Consider the following 17,230-nt stretch of genomic DNA (forward strand, 5'->3'; position numbering starts at 1 on the left):
CGTGGCCGAGGCTTCGCAGATCGCATTGCCATTGTCGCAGGCGCTCCCGCCCGATCCTTTGCGGATTGTGGTAGGCAACGCCAATGCCCGCATCATCGAAATCCTTGCCGAACCTTCGGCCTGGCCCTTCGGCACCGCCATCCTCATGGGGCCGCCGCGCTCGGGCAAGTCGCTGCTGGCGCGCTGGTTTGCCGGCAAGGGGCTGGGGACGGTGGTCGAGGGTGCCGACCGGCACGACGAGACGGAGCTGTTCCATCGCTGGAACCGGGCGCAGGAAAGCGGCGAGAAACTGTTGCTGGTCGCCGATGGCGAAGGGTGGGACATTGCCTTGCCCGATCTCCGCTCCCGCCTTGGCGCTGCCCAGCATCTCGCCATCGGCACGCCCGACGACGCCATGGTTGCCGACCTCATGGTCAGCCATGCCGCGCGGCTCGGCCTTGTGCTGGGCGAGGATGCGCTTACCTATCTGGTACCCAGGACGACACGCAGCTTTGCGGGTATCGAGAAACTGGTTGCGACAATCGACCGGCTGAGCCTCGAAAGGAAGCTGCCGCCGACCCTCGGGATCTGGCGCGATGCGCTGGAAGCCGTTCATGGCCCGGAGCAGGCGCGCTTGCTCTAAGGGAAGAAAAGTGGGACACTCCCGCCGATGCTGAAAAGCCTGATCGACTACCTCGACTCCATCCAGCAGCGCGATCCTGCACCGCGGACCCGAGGGGAAGTGTTGCTGTATCCCGGTGTGCTGGCGCTCGGCCTGCACCGTGTGGCGCACTGGCTGTTCGAAGCCCGGCTGTTTTTCCTCGCCCGCTTCGTAAACCATTTCAGCCGTTTCCTGACCGCGATCGACATCCATCCGGGCGCGAAGATCGGGCGCAACTTCTTTATCGACCATGGCTTCACCGTGATCGGCGAAACCGCCGAGATCGGCGATAATGTGACGATCTACCAGTGTGTCACGTTGGGCGGGACCAATCCGACCAATGGCATCGGCGGCAAGCGGCATCCGACCATTGCCGACAATGTCATTATCGGCTCCGGCGCGCAGGTGATCGGCCCGATCACTGTCGGCAAGCGCGCGCGGATCGGCGCCAATGCCGTGGTGATGGACGATGTGCCCGAAGGCGCGACCATGATCGGGGTCAAGGCCCGGTCGACCTTGATCCCGGCCGAGGAATGGGCGCGTGAATTCATCCCCTACGGGACCCCGTGCGAAGATGCCGAGGGCAACCGGGTCGACTGTTTCGAGAAGCTCGAGACCGAGCTGAAGGACCTGCGCAACGAGATCGCGGCACTGCGAGCCGAGCGCGAGACTGCAGAGCCCAAGGAAGTGGCGCGCCGCAGCGGGACCGATAGCTGATGAAGTCCGGCTTCGGCGACACCGTCGTCGCGTTCCCGGGCAGGCAGCCAAACCAGGTCGGCTTCGCGCGCGAGGAACTCCAGCGCATCCTCGATCTCTATGGCCGCATGGTGGCCGCTGGCGAATGGCGCGACTACGCGATGGACTTCACCCGTGACGTCGCGGTGTTCGCTGCCTTCCGCCGCGCCGCCGAGCGCCCGCAGGCCCGGGTCGAGAAGCGCCCGGCACTGCGCAACAAGCAGGGCATGTGGACGCTGTTCGGCGAACACGGGCAGGTGCTGAAGCGCGGCCATGATCTTGCCGGCGTGCTCGCCCCGATGGAGCGGCGTCTGGTCAAGGCGGTGGGCGACTAGCGCTCAGGCACGCCGGTAAAGGAAGGCGGTCGTCACGATCGAGGGCATGATCAGGCCCTTGAGGTAGGAAAGCGGATGGCGCCCGATGGTGAAGTCGGCCTCCACCATACCGAAATGGGCCCAGTAGTGGGTCGCAATGAGTCCGAGGATGCTGAACCACATCGTCCAGAGCGCAAATCGTTTCCCGAAAACAACAAGGGTGAGGCTGGCGATGATTCCCACGCGCAATGCTGCCTGCACACCGTTGTAGAGCCCGTCGCCGGTTAGATTTCGCCCCTGCACGAAGTCGGACAGCATCGTGACGTGGTAGAAAATGAACAGGCTTGCCAGCGCGCAGATGAGGATGCTCTGGAACAGGCGCAACGGGCCCTCGCGCGAGGCGGTCAAGACATTCACCGAGCGTGCCGTTCCCTTGCCATTGCTCAGGCAGCGACCGGCAGGCGTGATTGCACCCCACCGGGCAGGCCGCCGACGATGGCCTGCCGGATCGGGGTCCAGAACGCACTTAGCGAGAGCAGCGCGGACCCGATCACAAGCGCCGTCAGCGCCACGTTGAGCTCCACCGCGCCGAACCTATCGAACAGAAAGGTCAGCGCCGCCAGCACATAGGCGAGGGCGGACACCAACAGCGCGCGCCGATCGATAGCGAGCGCGACGAGGCCGAACAGCACATAGACCGCCAGCACGCCGACCGCAGCACCGACACCGATGGCGTCGCCGCGCGTCACGCCGAGCGCGTAGAAGATCGGATGCGCGATCATCGGCGCGGCCAGCAGGTGGAGCCAGAAGGCGACATCGCTGCGGCGGGTCTTGCGCTCGCGGTCGCTGACATCCCAGCGCATGGCGAAGGCGAAGATCGCGAGGCCCGCAAGGAACACCAGCCCGAGGACGATGTTCTCGCCATTGTCGAGATTGTTCGGCCCGATGATGGCGAAGATCAGGGCGATGGCGGTGACAGCCGCCGCGCCTGCTCCGGCAGCGACAGTGATGGGCACCATAAAGCGGCGCCAGTGAAACCATGCAGCCCCAGCTGCAATGACGCCGGACAAGGCAAGCATCACAGCGCCGATACGGCCCATTTCCTCGTTCTTGCCGAGGAGGCCGATGGATCCGCCAGCGACCGCCGCGAAGACAGCGACAACAAATGCAATCAGCAGGATAATGCTGGGAAGGGCCATTCTCCGCTTGCGTGTGAAAAATTCCGCCAATGGCCATGCGGTTGCGGCGATGAGCACCCCGGCGAGCATCATCTGCATCGTCTGTCTGACGAATTGGGCCTTGCTGTACTCGGTGAAGTCGGCCTGGGTCGCCGTTTCCCAATTGAAGTTGGCCGGTAGCGGGAAGATATTGCCCGCAATCGCCTGCCCGATGGCCCCGGCAGCAACCAGCATGATCACCACGCCGATTGCGACGAAAATGTCGTTGAAGCTGGTGACGAGGCGGAACTGTTCTTCGTCGGTAACCGGGCTCTGCCGCATTGCCGCGACATGCGCCCGCAGCGCATCGGCTGCCTCCTGCTTCAAGGCCCCGGCAGCTACCGCCGAATTGATCTCGTCCTGCGAATACACCGGGCTCTCCCCTCCCTGTTGAGGGGTAGAGGATAGGCCCGGTGTATTATGCTGTCAATACAGTTGGCGGATCAGCCGCGCGTGCTGGTCGGCACGCCCGCGCCGAGGACCTTTTGCATGGCCTTCAGGATATTGCCCGACTGCTCGCTGCCGCTCTGCGGGGCGGTCAGGTTGGAGAAGTCGCTGATCTTGTCCCAGTTGGCGGCGAAGCCTTCGACCGTGCGGTCTTCCTCGCGCAGCCAGACCGCGTCGTTCATGACGGTCCAGGCCGAGTGATAGCCGCCGGCGCCAGCGCCGACGATGGCGTTGGTCGGCGCATCCTCGCTGACGAGGAACAGCGCGGCCGGGACTACATTGACCGGGTCGAACAGCTTGAAGGCTTCTTCGGGGAAGAGGTCTTCGGTCATGCGGGTGCCGGCGACCGGGCTCAGCGTGTTGACCTTGATGTTGTACTTCGCGCCTTCGAGCTGGAGCGTCTTGGTCAGGCCGGCGAGGCCAAGCTTGGCCGCGCCGTAGTTGGCCTGGCCGAAGTTGCCGAACAGGCCGGTGCTGCTGGCGGTCATCAGGATGCGGCCATAGGCCTGTTCGCGGAAGGTTTCCCAGCAAGCCTTGGTGACCATGGCTGAGCCGGTCAGGTGCACCTTCAGGACGAATTCGAAGTCTTCCGGGGTCATCTTGGCGAAGGTCTTGTCGCGCAGCACGCCGGCGTTGTTGATGAGGACGTGCACGCCGCCCCACTTCTGCTTGGCGTCGGCGACCATCTTTTCCATCTGCTCGAATTCGGTGACCGACCCGCCGTTCGACATAGCTTCGCCGCCCATGGCCTCGATCTCCTCGACCACCTTCAGCGCCATGTCCGAATGACCAGTGCCGTCGCGCGAACCGCCGAGGTCGTTGACCACGACCTTGGCCCCGCGGCGGGCGAGCTCGAGCGCATACTCGCGGCCAAGGCCGCCGCCTGCGCCGGTGACGATGGCTACCTTGTCCTTGAACGAAATGGTCATGGCGATGTCCTCCTGAAAGACGTTGAAAGGGGGCTTGCGGACTTTACGTGTCCGTCAATCTGGCGGCTGGGTGGCACTTTCGCAGGTGCGTTGCAACACGCAATTCGGTTAGGCCCGATGCCGTAGGGGCAGGGCGATTTGACGCTGTTACAATCGTTCGAGCGCGGGCAACAATTGGTCGAATCGTTCGATAACCGCGTCCCCGCCGAGCTCGTGCGGAACCATGTCGCAATAGCCGTAGGCGGCCACCACCACCGGCACGTCCGCCCCCCTGGCAGCAGCCACATCGTAGCTGGAGTCTCCGACGAAGGCGAAGCTGCCCCCGCCACAGCGCCGGCGCGCCTCAATGACGGGATCGGGCTTTGGCTTGGCGTTTCCCTTGCCCATGGTGTCGCCGCCGATGATGGTCACGAAGCGGTCGGCGAGGCCCAGCGTGGTGAGAATGCCGCGGGCGAATTCCTCGAACTTGTTGGTCACCACCGCCATCTGCACGCCCCTGGCGGCGAGTTCGTCGAGCGCCTGCTCCACGCCCGGATAGGGCCGCGAATGGACCGCATTGTTGGCAGCGTAGTATCTGAGCATTTCCTTGTAGAGCGGCTTGAACTCGGCTTCCGGCAAGCCGCCCTGCTGTTCCACCGCGCGCGCCAGCATGATCTTGGCCCCGCCGCCGATGAGGTCCTTGGAGCTGTCGACCGGCACCGGCGCGAACCCGCCCAATTGCAGCGCATGGTTCACTGCCATGCCGAGGTCGCGGAAGGTGTCGAGCAATGTGCCGTCGAGATCGAACCCCACGGCGCTGAAGCGGAAATCTGCCATGCGACGGGCGATGCCGGGATGCTATGGAAACTGCAACACATTGCTGGCAAAGGGCCAAGCCATGAACCAGACACGCGAATTCGCCGCCGTCATCCTTGCCGCGGGCAAGGGCACCCGCATGAAAAGCGACCTGCACAAGGTCTTGCACCCGATCGCCGGGCGGGCGATGCTCGATCACCTGATGGACAGCCTCGAGGCGCTGCACCCCTCGCACACCGTTGTCATCGCCGGCGACCGGCACGAGCAATTGCGCGACGCGGTGGCCGGCCGCAACGTCACCGTAGCGCTGCAGGAGCCGCAGCTCGGTACGGCCCATGCAGCCTTGCAGGCCGAGGAAGCTCTCAAGGGCTTCAACGGTCTCGTCATGATCTGTTTTGGCGATACGCCGATGGTGAAGGCACAGACGGTCCAGCGGATGATCGATGCGCTGGACGATGCGACCAAGGTGGCGGTGCTCGGCTTCCGCCCCGTCGACACGCTGACATACGGCCGGATCATCACCGCCGAGGATGGCAGCGTGCTCAAGATGGTCGAATACAAGGACGCCAACAATCGCGAGCTCGAGTGCGACCTGTGCAATTCGGGCGTGCTGATCGCGCATAGCGACGATTTGTGGCGACTGCTCAAGTCGGTCGGCAACGACAACGCGCAGGGAGAATACTATCTGCCCGATGTCGCCACCAACGCCATCGCCGAGGGTTTGCGGGTGATGTCGGTCGAGACCGATCCGGCAGAAGTCGCGGGCATCAACAGCCGCGCCGAACTCGCCGCTGCCGAAGCGCAATGGCAACAGTTCAAGCGCGAAGAGGCGATGGCCGAAGGGGCGAGTCTCAAGGCGCCCGAAACTGTGTTCTTCAGCTGGGATACCGAGCTGGGCCGCGATGTCGTGGTTGAACCGAATGTGGTCTTCGGACCCGGGGTAAAAATCGCCGACGGTGCGATAATCCGCGCTTTCAGCCACCTGGAAGGAGCGACCGTCGGGGAGGGCTGCGAAGTCGGCCCCTATGCCCGCCTGCGTCCCGGTGCGGTACTGATGAAGGGCAGCAAGGTCGGCAACTTCGTCGAGATGAAGAAGGCGACGCTGGGAGAAGGGGCCAAGGCCAACCACCTGACCTATCTCGGCGATGCCACCATCGGCGCGGGCGCGAACATCGGCGCAGGCACCATAACCTGCAACTATGACGGCTACTTCAAATACCAGACCGTGATCGGTGAACGCGCCTTCATCGGCTCGAACAGCGCGCTGGTCGCCCCGGTCACCATCGGCCGCGATGCCATCGTCGCGGCGGGAAGCACCGTCACCCGCGACGTCGCCGACGGCGAACTGCGCATGGAACGCGCCGAACAATCGGTGAAACCCGGCTGGGCCGACCGCTTCCACGACACGATGAAAAGGAAGAAGGCGGCGGAGAAGAAGGGCTGAGCGGGGATCAGTCCATTTGCTGGCTTTGTCAGCGTCCGTTCGAAACGCTGATCCAGTGGCATCACACCGTGCCCAAGGCGAAGAAGGGTCGGGACACGGTGCCGGTTCACCCGATCTGCCACAAGGCGATCCACGCCTGCTACACCAATGCGGAACTCAAACGGTTCGGCACCGATCGCGAGCTGCTGCTGGAAAGCGAGCAACTGGCGCGGTTCGTGTCGTGGATCCGCAAAAAACCAGCCGATTTCAATGCCCCCTATCGGCGCTAGCGACCGGGGCGGCATGGGTGGATGTTTTACAAGCTTTTAAGCATTGCAGAGTATGACTTAACGCAATTGTCCGAGGGTTCCTTCCGGTCGCACGGAACTGAAGCAGGTAGCCAGACGGATTATGGAACGACGCACGCATCCCCGCATCACGGTCTTTTCCAAGGCCGGTCTTCGCGATGGCCAGTGTCCGCAGGATATCCTCCTGCTGGATATGTCGCGCACCGGAGCACGCATATTGTTGGCCGAAGGGCATGCGCTTGCCATGGGCCAGTTGATTGCTATCAAGCTTGGCGTGCTGCCCACATTCGTCGGCCGCGTGACGCGGACGGAAGGGCGGGTGTTCGGCATCGCCCTGGTCGACAAACTCCATCCTTCCGTGGTCGAGAGCGCACACCAGTATTGTCGCGGTGGCGACCTTGGCGAGCTTGCCCGCAAGGCATCCTAGCATCGACGAGCCGCCCGCCTTCGGTCGCGGTCTCGAACAGGGGATGCGAGACCTCGACCTCAACGAGCGGCTTGCCGGGTACCGGGCCGGATTGCCCGGAGTAGATCATTCAACCGGGTTCGTATTCGCGTGACCGCTCGGCAGGCGCACTTTGCGCGCCGTCGACCTTGCGCTCCCAGGTTTCGAACTCGCGCCGGCTTAGCAAGTAGCGCCAGCGGGCTTCGTCGAAGGTGATCAGCTTGTCGCGCACCGCCTGGACGACCTCGCGCTTGCGGCTTTCCGACCAGTGGATGTCGTGGCTCTCGGGGAGGCCTGCACGCTTGATGCGCGAGGCGATCGTTTCGTGCGGGGGATAGGGCATGTGACTTCTCCTGCGTTGGCCCCCTGTGAAGCCAATCTTGCGGAGTGCACTTAATTCCGGATTGTCGAAGATGGTTGTCGCAAGGTTAAGCACCCGAATGGTGCATGGGGCGCGACGAAGCGTTTCCACGCATCCCTGACCGACTGTCAGGCGTCGATGGAATCGCTGCGGCGGACCGCCTGCAGCTTCACTGTCGCAAGTGCCGCGAGGAGTATGGCGGTGATGAACAGCGGAGCGGTAAAGAAATAGGTGCCGTCGAACGCCGAGGTCATAGCAAGCGCGAAAAGCCCGCCGAACGCCGGGACCGCCACGCCGGGCTCCGTGCGCAATCTTCGCGGCATGGACAGGGCGAACGGTACCAGCATGATCACCAGCCCCGCCGTCGCAAATATGCCCCAGTCGAATACGAACTGGATCGCCGCATTGTGCGGGTGCCGGATGAGCGGCAGCATGTTCCGGTCAGGCACCCGGTCGAGCACCAGATCGAACTGGAACTGGCCATGTCCCGCCACCGGGCGTTCGCGGATCATTTCGAAACCCGCTTCCCACAGGATGCCGCGGCCGGAGGAATAGCCTGCGGCATTGACCCCGCTGCCGTAGCTGTTGTCGGCCAGACGGTCGGAGGAGGACCCGAAGCCGTAGATGGGCCGATCGGGCGCGGTCAGCAGGGTCGCGGGGTAGGCTAGTGTTGCACAGGCGAGACAGGCCGGCAGCACGCGCTTCCAGCCGGGCCGATGTAGCAGGACGAAAAATGCCGGGAACATGATCGCAACGCCGAGCGCATTGCGGCCGCCTGACCATGCCAGCAGGTGATAGGCGAGGAACAGGCAAACGAGTGCCAGGGTCATCTGCCTCCTGGTATTGGCCAGGGCAAGCCAGCCGACCGCCAGGCCGAGCAGGGGCGCGCCATAGAAAACGTAGTGGCGCGGATTGGCGACTGCGACGCTGAAGGCTTCCCACGGCAGGCTGTCGTCACCGCCGTATACGGCAGCAACGGCATAGACCACGGCCGAGAGGGCCAGCAGGCCGAGCGTGAGGCTGATGAGCCATGCCGGTCGGGCGCTCCGCCAAGGGCCGGAAAGGCGCGACCACAAGGCGATGGCGAAAGTCCCATGCAGCAGCCAGATTCCCTGCATCAACCACGAGTCGTCGGGGCGAACGGCGTAAATGCTCGATACGGTGGCGCCGGCCAGCCACACCGCGATCCCCAGCCGAACCGGGCGCGGCATCTCCCGAAGCGAGGCCACCGGGTTCCAGCGTGCCAGAAGGCACATCACCACCACCAGGAATTCTATTGCCAGCAGGGGCGTTGCAAACCAGCGGTCGACTGGCACGCGAACCCCGCCGTCATAGGTGGAGACGGCGTAGAACGGCAGCGCCAGTCCAACCATCACGACCGCGCATACTCCCGCCAGCGCGGCCAAGCCCGGTTCAGCAATGGTTTCCTTAGCGGTCGGATGGCCCATGGGGCCGACGGTATGGTTCGAAAGGTGGCAAGGCGACCCCGAAGGGCCGCCCGTCCACAATTCTTATTCCCCCGAACCGCTGCCCGGCTCGCTCCGCCCGTCCATCAGCTGCTGCATGAGATAGACCCACTGCATTGCCTGCAGCATGGCACGCTGTTCGTTGTCAACGCCGCCCGAATGGCCACCCTTGGTTTCCTCGAAATAGAGGTAGGGTTGGCCGTTTGCCGCCATCCGTGCCGCCGCCTTGCGGCCGTGGCTGGGGTGAGTGCGGTCGTCGGCGGTGGAGGTGACATACATGATGCGCGGGAAGGTCTTGTCCGCGGTCAGCTTTTGATAGGGCGAGTAGCCGTCGATCCAGGCCTTTTGCTCGGGGATGCGCGGGTCGCCATATTCGCCGATCCACGAGGCGCCGCGCCCGATCAGGTGATAGCGCAGCATGTCGAACAGCGGGATCTGGACGATGGCGGCGTTGAACAGGTCGGGCCGCTGGGTGAAGGCAGTGCCGACCAGCAGGCCGCCCTGCGATCCGCCCTGGATGCCGAGATGCTTCGGCGAGGTGAAGCCGCGCGCGACCAAGTCATCGCCGATGGCGATGAAATCGTCCCACGTGCGCTGCTTGTTCTCGCGAATGGCGGTCTGGTGCCATTCCGGCCCAAACTCGCCGCCGCCGCGCATGTTGCCCAGCACATAGGCGCCGCCGCGCTCCAGCCAGAGCTTGCCGGTCGAGCCGAGATAGCCCGGCAGGCGCGGCACCTGGAAGCCGCCATAGCCGGTCAGCAGGGTGGCGGTGGTGCCGTCCATCACCATGCCCTTTGGCTTGACGATGAAATAGGGAATCGTCGTCCCGTCCTTGCTGACCGCCTCGTACTGCTCGATTTCCATGCCGGTGGCATCGAAGCGGCTGGGGCTTTCCTTGACCACTTCCAACGTCACGCCGTCCTTGGCGTAATACCAGGTGCCGGGCGCTAGGAAATCGGTCGAGGTGAACATGATCTCGTCGGTTTCGTCCGACGAGGTGGCGATGCCGACGGTCGAATTGTCGGGCAGGGCGATCTGCTGGCTGCTCCAGGATCCGTCGGCGAAGTCGAACTTCAGCACCTTGCCGCGGACGTTGTCGAGCAGGCTGACATAGAGGCTCGACTTGGTTGAAGTCGCACCGCTCTTGGTCTGGCGCTCGCCCGGGGCCCAGACAAGCGTCATCGGCACACCGTTGGGATCGGCCTTCCACGCTTCGAGATCGGCCGAGACGATCGAGTCCGCCGGGAACGTCACGCCGCCCCGCGCCCAGTCGACGTCGGTCGAAAACAGGATCTGCCCGTCGATGATGCCATAGGGCCCGGCCTTGGTCGGCAGGTCGAGCTGCAGCCACTGGCCATCTTTCTCGTAGAAATAGAGCCGCTCGTGGAACGAGATGCCACGATAGGCCATCCGCCCGTGGATGGTGGCTTCGCCGTCGCGTAGCAGGTAGGCCCCGGCGGAAACGTCGGTCTTGTCGCCGCGGAAGATTTCCGGGGCATCCTTGATCGAAGTGCCGCGCTTCCACAGGCGGGTGGTGAAGGGGTAGAAGCTCTCGGTCACGGTGTCCGGGCCGAAATTGCGGCTGACGAGCAGGGTGTCCTGGTCGACCCAGCTCGCACCGCCCTGGCTCTCGACGAGCTCGAAACCGCCTTCGACGAAGCTCAGCGTTTCGAGATCGAATTCGCGGGCAACGCTCGCGTCCTTGCCGCCGTCCGACAGCGAGACCATGCAGCGGGTACCATCGGGGGGCAGGCAGGACATGCCGCCATAGACCCATTCCTTGCCTTCTGCGGCGGCGAGCGCATCGACATCGAGGATGGTTTCCCATTGCGGCGTGGCGGTGCGCCAGCTTTCCATGGTGGTGCGCCGGACGATGCCCTTGGGATTCTTGGCGTCCTGCCAGAAATTGATCAGGCCGTAATGGGTGAAGGCGACGCCCGGCACGCGGTCGTCGGCGTTGAAAATCGCCAGCGCTTCGGCCTTCAACTGCTCGAAGCGCGGGTCGTTCTGCAGGGCGGCGATGGTTTTCTCGTTCTCCTTCGCCACCCAGTCGAGCGCGCGGTCGCTGCGGGTTTCCTCCAGCCAGATGAATGGATCGTTGGCGGATTCCCATTCGGTATCGGTCACGGTGTTACCATCCTGTGCGGCGAGCGGCGCAGCCGCGAGAGTGGCGAGCGCCAGGCCGGTAGCCAGCGCGCGGGCGGAGACGAGTTTCATGGTTGCAGCCCCTTTGCATTGCAATCGCGGCAGTCTGGCGGCTTGGGCAGCGAAGGCAAGGCGCTTTGCAGGGTGAAAAGCGCCGTTCGTCGATACGAAAAAGGGCGGCCCTGGCAGACCGCCCGTTTCGTTTCCGGCGTGCGCCTTTGCTTACTCCTCGACGTGCTCCGCAAGGACCGTCAGGCCGTTTTCGCCCACTTCTGCGAAGCCGCCTCGGACTTCGATAAGTTCGGGCTGCGCGTTTTCGGTCTTGTAGACCTGAACCGCGCCGTCGCGGATCGTCGACATGAAGGGCGCATGGCCCTCCAGCACGCCGAACTCGCCTTCCGTGCCGGGGACGACCACCATGTGGACGTCCTCGGAGCGGACCTGACGCTCTGGCGTGACGAGTTCGAAGTGGAGTGCCATCGCGATCAGGCTTCCTCGGCCAGCTTCTTGGCCTTCTCGACCGCCTGGTCGATGCCGCCGACCATGTAGAAGGCGGCTTCCGGCAGGTGGTCGTATTCGCCGTCGACGACAGCCTTGAACGACTTCACCGTGTCTTCGAGCTGGACGAACTGGCCCGGGATGTTGGTGAAGACTTCGGCGACGTGGAACGGCTGCGACAGGAAGCGCTGGATCTTGCGCGCACGGGCGACGGTCAGCTTATCCTCTTCGCTCAGTTCGTCCATGCCGAGAATGGCGATGATGTCCTGCAGCGACTTGTACTTCTGCAGCGTTTCCTGAACCTTGCGGGCGGTTTCGTAGTGTTCCTGGCCGACGACGCGCGGTTCGAGGACGCGGCTGGTCGAGTCCAGCGGGTCCACCGCCGGGTAGATGCCCAGTTCCGAGATCGCGCGGCTCAGCGTGGTCGTCGCGTCAAGGTGTGCGAACGAGGTTGCAGGCGCCGGGTCGGTAAGGTCGTCCGCAGGGACGTAGATCGCCTGCACCGAGGTGATCGAACCCTTGGTGGTCGAGGTGATGCGTTCCTGCAGGTTACCCATGTCGGTCGACAGGGTCGGCTGGTAGCCCACCGCCGAAGGAATACGGCCGAGCAGCGCCGACACTTCCGAACCGGCCTGGGTGAAGCGGAAGATGTTGTCGACGAAGAACAGCACGTCCTGGCCTTCCTGGTCGCGGAAGTATTCGGCCATGGTCAGGCCTGACAGGGCGACGCGGGCACGGGCACCCGGAGGCTCGTTCATCTGGCCGAACACGAGGGCAACCTTGCTGCCTTCGCTGGTGGCGTTGCCTTCGGCGTCCTTGGCGATAACGCCCGCGTCGAGGAATTCGTGGTAGAGGTCGTTACCTTCGCGGGTACGCTCACCGACGCCCGCGAAGACGGACACGCCGCCGTGGCCCTTGGCGATGTTGTTGATCAGTTCCTGGATCAGCACGGTCTTGCCCACGCCCGCGCCGCCGAACAGGCCGATCTTGCCGCCCTTGGCGTAAGGCGCGAGCAGGTCGATGACCTTGATGCCGGTGACGAGAATGGCGGCTTCCGTCGACTGGTCGATGAAGGCCGGAGCCTCGGCGTGGATCGGGGCGGTCATTTCCGCGCCGATCGGGCCGCGCTCGTCGATCGCCTGGCCGACGACGTTCATGATGCGGCCGAGGGTCTTGGGACCGACCGGAACCGAGATCTGCGCACCGGTGTTGACCACTTCCTGGCCACGGGTGAGGCCTTCGGTGGCGTCCATGGCGATAGTGCGGACGGTGTTTTCGCCGAGGTGCTGGGCAACTTCCAGAACCAGCGTGTTGTCGCCGTTCTTGGTTTCCAGCGCGGTCAGGATCGCGGGCAGCTCGCCCGGGAACTGCACGTCGACGACGGCGCCGATGACCTGGCTGATGGTGCCATTGGTGGTCTGGTTGAGGGCAGGTGCGGTAGCCATGTTGGTTTCCTTGAGCCTAGCTTAGAGCGCTTCCGCGCCCGCAATGATTTCGATAAGTTCGGTGGTGATCGCGGCCTGGCGGCTGCGGTTGTACTGGATGGTCAGCTTGTTGATCAGGTCGCCGGCGTTGCGCGTGGCGTTGTCCATCGCGGTCATCGACGCGCCCTGTTCAGAAGCTTCCCGTTCGAGCAGCGCGCCGAATACCCGCGTCTTGACGTAGCGCGGCAGCAGCGCTTCGAGGATTTCCTCTTCGCCCGGTTCGTATTCGACCACTGCGTCGCCGCCGGTCGCACCTTCGGGCGAGGGGACTGGGATCAGCTGGACCGTGGTCGGGTCCTGCGCCAGCGCGCTCTTGAAGGTCGGGTAGATCAGATGCGCGACGTCGAACCTGCCCGCTTCGAACATCTCGACCAGCTCGGCAGTGATGGCTTCGGCCTCGGCATAGCCCGGGGTACGGACCGTCGAGGTATCGAACCCGTCGGCGACCTGCTTCTCGAAGTCGCGCTTGATCGGTGCGCGGCCCTTCTTGCCGACGAGGTAGAAAGTCACGTCCTTGCCTTCGGCGATCAGCTTACGCGCCTGCAGCTTGGCTTCCTTGACGATGTTCGAGTTGAGACCGCCGCACAGGCCCTTGTCGGTGTTGACCACCACCAGCAGGTGCTTCTGGTTCGAACCGGTGCCTGCTAGCAGCTTCGGCGCGCTGTCGCCCGATACCTTGCCCGCGAGCGAGGCCATGACTTCGGCCAGCCGCGCCGCATAGGGGCGCGCAGCTTCGGCCGAGGCCTGGGCACGGCGCAGCTTGGCCGCGGCGACCATCTGCTTGGCCTTGGTGATCTTCTGGGTCGACTTGACCGAGTTGATCCGACCTTTGAGTTCTTTCAACGAGGCCATGATGGCTCCCTAGGTGGTCTCTTCAGGCTCAGGCGAACTGCTTGGCGAAAGCGTCGAGCGCGGCCTTGGTCTTGTCGGCCACTTCGCCTTCGAACTTGCCGCTGTCACGGATGCCGGCGAGCACGTCGGCGTGTTCCGAACGCATGAAGCTCAGCATCTGGGCTTCGTATTCGGTGACACGGTCGGTCGGGATGGCGTCGAGATAACCGTTGGTGCCGGCATAAATCGACACGGTCTGCTCTTCGAACGGCAGCGGGCTGAACTGCGGCTGCTTGAGCAGCTCGGTCAGGCGGGCACCGCGGTTGAGCAGCTTCTGCGTCGAGGCGTCGAGGTCCGAACCGAACTGGGCGAAGGCCGCCATTTCGCGGTACTGCGCCAGCTCCAGCTTGATCGAGCCCGAAACCTTCTTCATCGCCTTGGTCTGGGCCGCACCGCCCACGCGCGACACCGACAGGCCGACGTTGATGGCCGGACGGATGCCCTGGTAGAACAAGTTGGTTTCGAGGAAGATCTGGCCGTCGGTGATCGAGATCACGTTGGTCGGGATATAGGCCGACACGTCACCGGCCTGGGTTTCAATGATCGGCAGCGCGGTCAGCGAACCGCCGCCCTGGCTGTCGTTCATCTTGGCCGCACGCTCGAGCAGGCGGCTGTGGAGATAGAACACGTCGCCCGGATAGGCTTCGCGGCCCGGCGGGCGGCGCAGCAGCAGCGACATCTGGCGATAGGCGACGGCCTGCTTGGAAAGGTCGTCGTAAACGATCACGGCGTGCATGCCGTTGTCGCGGAAGAATTCGCCCATCGCGCAACCGGTGTAGGGCGCGAGGTACTGGAGCGGAGCGGGCTCCGAAGCGGTCGCGGCAACGACGATGGAATATTCCATCGCGCCGTTTTCTTCGAGCTGCTTGACGATCTGCGCCACGGTCGAGCGCTTCTGGCCGACGGCGACGTAGATGCAATAGAGCTTCTTCGATTCGTCTCCGCTCGCGTTGACTTCCTTCTGGTTGATGAAGGTGTCGATGGCGACGGCGGTCTTGCCGGTCTGGCGGTCGCCGATGATCAGCTCGCGCTGGCCGCGGCCGACGGGGACGAGGGCGTCGATGGCCTTGAGGCCGGTCTGCACCGGTTCCGAAACCGACTGGCGCGGGATGATGCCCGGTGCCTTCACTTCGACGCGGCGGCGCTCGGCGCCTTCGATCGGGCCCTTGCCGTCGATCGGGTTGCCCAGCGCATCGACGACGCGGCCGAGCAGGCCCTTGCCGACGGGAACGTCCACGATGGTCTCGGTCCGCTTGACGCTGTCGCCTTCCTTGATCTCGGCGTCCGAGCCGAAGATCACGACGCCGACATTGTCGGCTTCGAGGTTCAGGGCCATGCCCTGCACGCCGTTGGCGAATTCGACCATTTCACCGGCCTGGACATTGTCGAGGCCGTGGATGCGGGCGATACCGTCACCCACCGAAAGAACGGAACCGACTTCGCTGACCTGCGCTTCGGTGCCGAAACTGGCGATCTGGTCCTTGATGACCTTGGAGATTTCTGCGGCGCGGATATCCATGGAACTAGCCCTTCATGGCTTGAGCAAGAGTGTTGAGACGGGTGCGGATCGAACCGTCGATGCGCTTCGAACCGATGGTGACGACGAGGCCACCCAAGAGGTCCGGATCGACGGTCGAGGAAACTTTCACGGTGCGGCCTTCGCGCGCGGTCAGCTTGGCGCGGAGCGTTTCGAGCTGGTCGTCCTTGAGTGGATGGGCGCTGACGACTTCGGCGGTCACTTCGCCGCGCTGCGCCGCCGCGATGGTGCGGAAGGCGCGGATCATGTCGGGCAGTTGCGACAGCCGGCGATTGTCCGCCAGCACGCCGAGGAAGTTGGCAGTGAGCGGAGCAAGACCCAGCACCTTGGCCACGCCGGCAACGGCGGCGCCCTGGTCCTTGCGGCTGACCTGCGGGTTGGTGGTGACAGCGGCAAGGTCGCTCGATTCGGCGAGCGCAGCGCTCAGCTTCTCGAGGTCGCCTTCGACTGCGCTGACCCCTCCTGATTTGGGGCCTGCCTCTGCGGCAAGCTCGAACAGAGCCGAGGCATAACGCCCTGCCAGGCTAGCCTGAATACCGGCGGAAATATCCACGCGCTTGAGGTCCTCTTCGGGTCCGGGAATAACGATGCATCGCTTGGGCCGAATGGGGCGCACGAATGGCACCCCGGCAAAGCTGGCGCGCGCCTAGCATCGGCCCTTGCGAAGTGCAACCCGAGTCGGGTGCAGATTTTGCAGCATGTGTTTCCGCTTTGCCCGATCTCCCGGTCCGCAATATAACAATGGGCGAGAGGGAGAGGACAAATGCGCATCACACCCATGGCCGTCAAATGCGGGGTCGAAATCAGCGGTATCAGTCTGGCCGACGCCGACGGTGCAGCGATGGAGGCGATCAAGCAGGCGATCTACGACCACGGCGTCGCGGTGTTTCGCGAGCAGCACGATTTCACGCCCGAGGCGCATATCCGCTTCGCCCAGCGCTGGGGCGGGATCGACATCAACAATTACTTCCCGCTGACCGAAGAGCATCCGGAAATTGCCATCGTCCGCAAGCGCGAGGACCAGACCACCAATATCGGCGGCGGCTGGCACACCGACCATTCCTACGACCAGATCCCGGCGATGGGCTCGGTGCTGGTCGCGCGCCACCTCCCGCCCAGCGGCGGCGACACCATGTGGGCGCATATGGGCGAGGCCTACGACGCGCTGCCCGATGACCTCAAGGCCGAGATCGAGGGGCTCGAGGCGTTCCACACCGCCGACCATATTTACGAGGAGGGCGGTCTATACGCCCGGACCGACATGGGCGATGATCTGCGCGGGCAGGGGCTCAAGACCGGCGCGGTCCACCCGGTCGTGATCCGCCACCCGCACACCGGGCGCAAGCTGCTCTATGTCAACAGCGCCTTTACCGTAAACATCGTCGGCCGCACGCGCGAGGTAAGCATGCCCTTGCTCCAGCGGCTCTATGATGCGGCAACGGCGGCGGACAACACGTGCCGGTTGCAGTGGGAACCGGGCACGGTGGCGATCTGGGACAATCGCACGACCTGGCACTACGCGCTCAACGACTACCAGGGCTACGCCCGCGAGATGCACCGGATCACGCTGAGCGGCGAGGCGCTGGCGGCTTAGC

At 64.2% G+C, this 17,230-nt stretch carries 19 protein-coding genes; 7 read left to right on the forward strand and 12 right to left on the reverse strand.

Going from position 1 to position 17,230, the window contains the following annotated elements; translation table 11 throughout:
- Position 1: 1 nt before the first annotated feature.
- The 3 genes from WAB17_RS09430 to WAB17_RS09440 are packed head-to-tail and all read left to right on the forward strand — an operon-like array spanning position 2 to position 1,710.
- Positions 2-622: an ATPase gene (locus WAB17_RS09430; RefSeq protein ID WP_435417104.1), complete on the forward strand. Its 621-nt coding sequence runs from the start codon at positions 2-4 to the stop codon at positions 620-622.
- A gap of 27 nt (positions 623-649) precedes the next feature.
- Positions 650-1,357, forward strand: a complete 708-nt coding sequence (gene epsC / locus WAB17_RS09435; protein ID WP_435417105.1) for a serine O-acetyltransferase EpsC — start codon at positions 650-652, stop codon at positions 1,355-1,357.
- Positions 1,357-1,710 carry a DUF2794 domain-containing protein gene (locus tag WAB17_RS09440; RefSeq protein WP_435417106.1) on the forward strand — a complete coding sequence of 118 codons (354 nt, stop codon included), beginning with the start codon at positions 1,357-1,359 and terminating at the stop codon, positions 1,708-1,710. The genes epsC and WAB17_RS09440 overlap by 1 nt, the downstream gene beginning before the upstream one ends.
- Before the next feature lie 3 nt (positions 1,711-1,713).
- Here the strand turns inward: WAB17_RS09440 and WAB17_RS09445 are convergent, their stop codons facing one another.
- The 4 genes from WAB17_RS09445 to WAB17_RS09460 form a co-directional block, all read right to left on the reverse strand.
- Positions 1,714-2,106: a hypothetical protein gene (locus WAB17_RS09445; RefSeq protein WP_435417107.1), complete on the reverse strand. Its 393-nt coding sequence runs from the start codon at positions 2,104-2,106 to the stop codon at positions 1,714-1,716.
- Positions 2,107-2,132: 26 nt separating this feature from the next.
- Positions 2,133-3,278, reverse strand: a complete 1,146-nt coding sequence (locus WAB17_RS09450) for a hypothetical protein (protein WP_435417108.1) — start codon at positions 3,276-3,278, stop codon at positions 2,133-2,135.
- A gap of 71 nt (positions 3,279-3,349) precedes the next feature.
- Entirely contained in the window at positions 3,350-4,282 is a 933-nt protein-coding gene (locus WAB17_RS09455; protein ID WP_435417109.1) for an SDR family NAD(P)-dependent oxidoreductase, read from the reverse strand.
- Between the two features lie 147 nt (positions 4,283-4,429).
- Positions 4,430-5,098 (reverse strand): HAD hydrolase-like protein, encoded by a 669-nt coding sequence (locus WAB17_RS09460; protein WP_435417110.1) that lies wholly within the window; start codon positions 5,096-5,098, stop codon positions 4,430-4,432.
- Positions 5,099-5,159: 61 nt separating this feature from the next.
- On the opposite strand from WAB17_RS09460, the gene glmU reads away from it, so the two are divergent.
- From glmU to WAB17_RS09475, 3 genes are all read left to right on the forward strand, one after another.
- Entirely contained in the window at positions 5,160-6,521 is a 1,362-nt protein-coding gene (glmU, locus tag WAB17_RS09465) for a bifunctional UDP-N-acetylglucosamine diphosphorylase/glucosamine-1-phosphate N-acetyltransferase GlmU (protein WP_435417111.1), read from the forward strand.
- A gap of 68 nt (positions 6,522-6,589) precedes the next feature.
- Complete coding sequence (locus WAB17_RS09470; RefSeq protein ID WP_435417112.1) at positions 6,590-6,790, forward strand: hypothetical protein; 201 nt, start codon at positions 6,590-6,592, stop codon at positions 6,788-6,790.
- A 121-nt stretch (positions 6,791-6,911) separates the two neighbouring features.
- Positions 6,912-7,235 (forward strand): PilZ domain-containing protein, encoded by a 324-nt coding sequence (locus WAB17_RS09475; RefSeq protein WP_435417113.1) that lies wholly within the window; start codon positions 6,912-6,914, stop codon positions 7,233-7,235.
- A 109-nt stretch (positions 7,236-7,344) separates the two neighbouring features.
- On the opposite strand, the gene WAB17_RS09480 is transcribed toward WAB17_RS09475, so the two are convergent.
- From WAB17_RS09480 to WAB17_RS09515, 8 genes are all read right to left on the reverse strand, one after another.
- Positions 7,345-7,596 carry a DUF1153 domain-containing protein gene (locus tag WAB17_RS09480; protein WP_435417114.1) on the reverse strand — a complete coding sequence of 84 codons (252 nt, stop codon included), beginning with the start codon at positions 7,594-7,596 and terminating at the stop codon, positions 7,345-7,347.
- Positions 7,597-7,742: 146 nt separating this feature from the next.
- Positions 7,743-9,062: an O-antigen ligase family protein gene (locus WAB17_RS09485; protein ID WP_435417115.1), complete on the reverse strand. Its 1,320-nt coding sequence runs from the start codon at positions 9,060-9,062 to the stop codon at positions 7,743-7,745.
- Positions 9,063-9,125: 63 nt separating this feature from the next.
- Positions 9,126-11,297, reverse strand: a complete 2,172-nt coding sequence (locus tag WAB17_RS09490) for a prolyl oligopeptidase family serine peptidase (RefSeq protein WP_435417116.1) — start codon at positions 11,295-11,297, stop codon at positions 9,126-9,128.
- A gap of 150 nt (positions 11,298-11,447) precedes the next feature.
- On the reverse strand, positions 11,448-11,705 hold the full coding sequence (locus WAB17_RS09495; protein ID WP_435417117.1) for an ATP synthase F1 subunit epsilon: 258 nt from the start codon (positions 11,703-11,705) through the stop codon (positions 11,448-11,450).
- Between the two features lie 5 nt (positions 11,706-11,710).
- Complete coding sequence (gene atpD, locus WAB17_RS09500) at positions 11,711-13,168, reverse strand: F0F1 ATP synthase subunit beta (protein ID WP_435417118.1); 1,458 nt, start codon at positions 13,166-13,168, stop codon at positions 11,711-11,713.
- A gap of 21 nt (positions 13,169-13,189) precedes the next feature.
- On the reverse strand, positions 13,190-14,059 hold the full coding sequence (locus WAB17_RS09505) for a F0F1 ATP synthase subunit gamma (RefSeq protein ID WP_435417119.1): 870 nt from the start codon (positions 14,057-14,059) through the stop codon (positions 13,190-13,192).
- A 28-nt stretch (positions 14,060-14,087) separates the two neighbouring features.
- Positions 14,088-15,617, reverse strand: a complete 1,530-nt coding sequence (atpA, locus tag WAB17_RS09510; RefSeq protein ID WP_435417120.1) for a F0F1 ATP synthase subunit alpha — start codon at positions 15,615-15,617, stop codon at positions 14,088-14,090.
- Positions 15,618-15,621: 4 nt separating this feature from the next.
- Positions 15,622-16,188 (reverse strand): F0F1 ATP synthase subunit delta, encoded by a 567-nt coding sequence (locus tag WAB17_RS09515; protein ID WP_435417121.1) that lies wholly within the window; start codon positions 16,186-16,188, stop codon positions 15,622-15,624.
- Between the two features lie 210 nt (positions 16,189-16,398).
- Between WAB17_RS09515 and WAB17_RS09520 the strand changes: the two genes are divergently transcribed.
- Positions 16,399-17,229 carry a TauD/TfdA dioxygenase family protein gene (locus tag WAB17_RS09520; protein ID WP_435417122.1) on the forward strand — a complete coding sequence of 277 codons (831 nt, stop codon included), beginning with the start codon at positions 16,399-16,401 and terminating at the stop codon, positions 17,227-17,229.
- The last annotated feature ends 1 nt before the right edge of the window (position 17,230 follow it).

The sequence above is a fragment of the Parerythrobacter aurantius genome (assembly GCF_045291475.1).
Lineage (GTDB): Bacteria > Pseudomonadota > Alphaproteobacteria > Sphingomonadales > Sphingomonadaceae > Parerythrobacter > Parerythrobacter aurantius.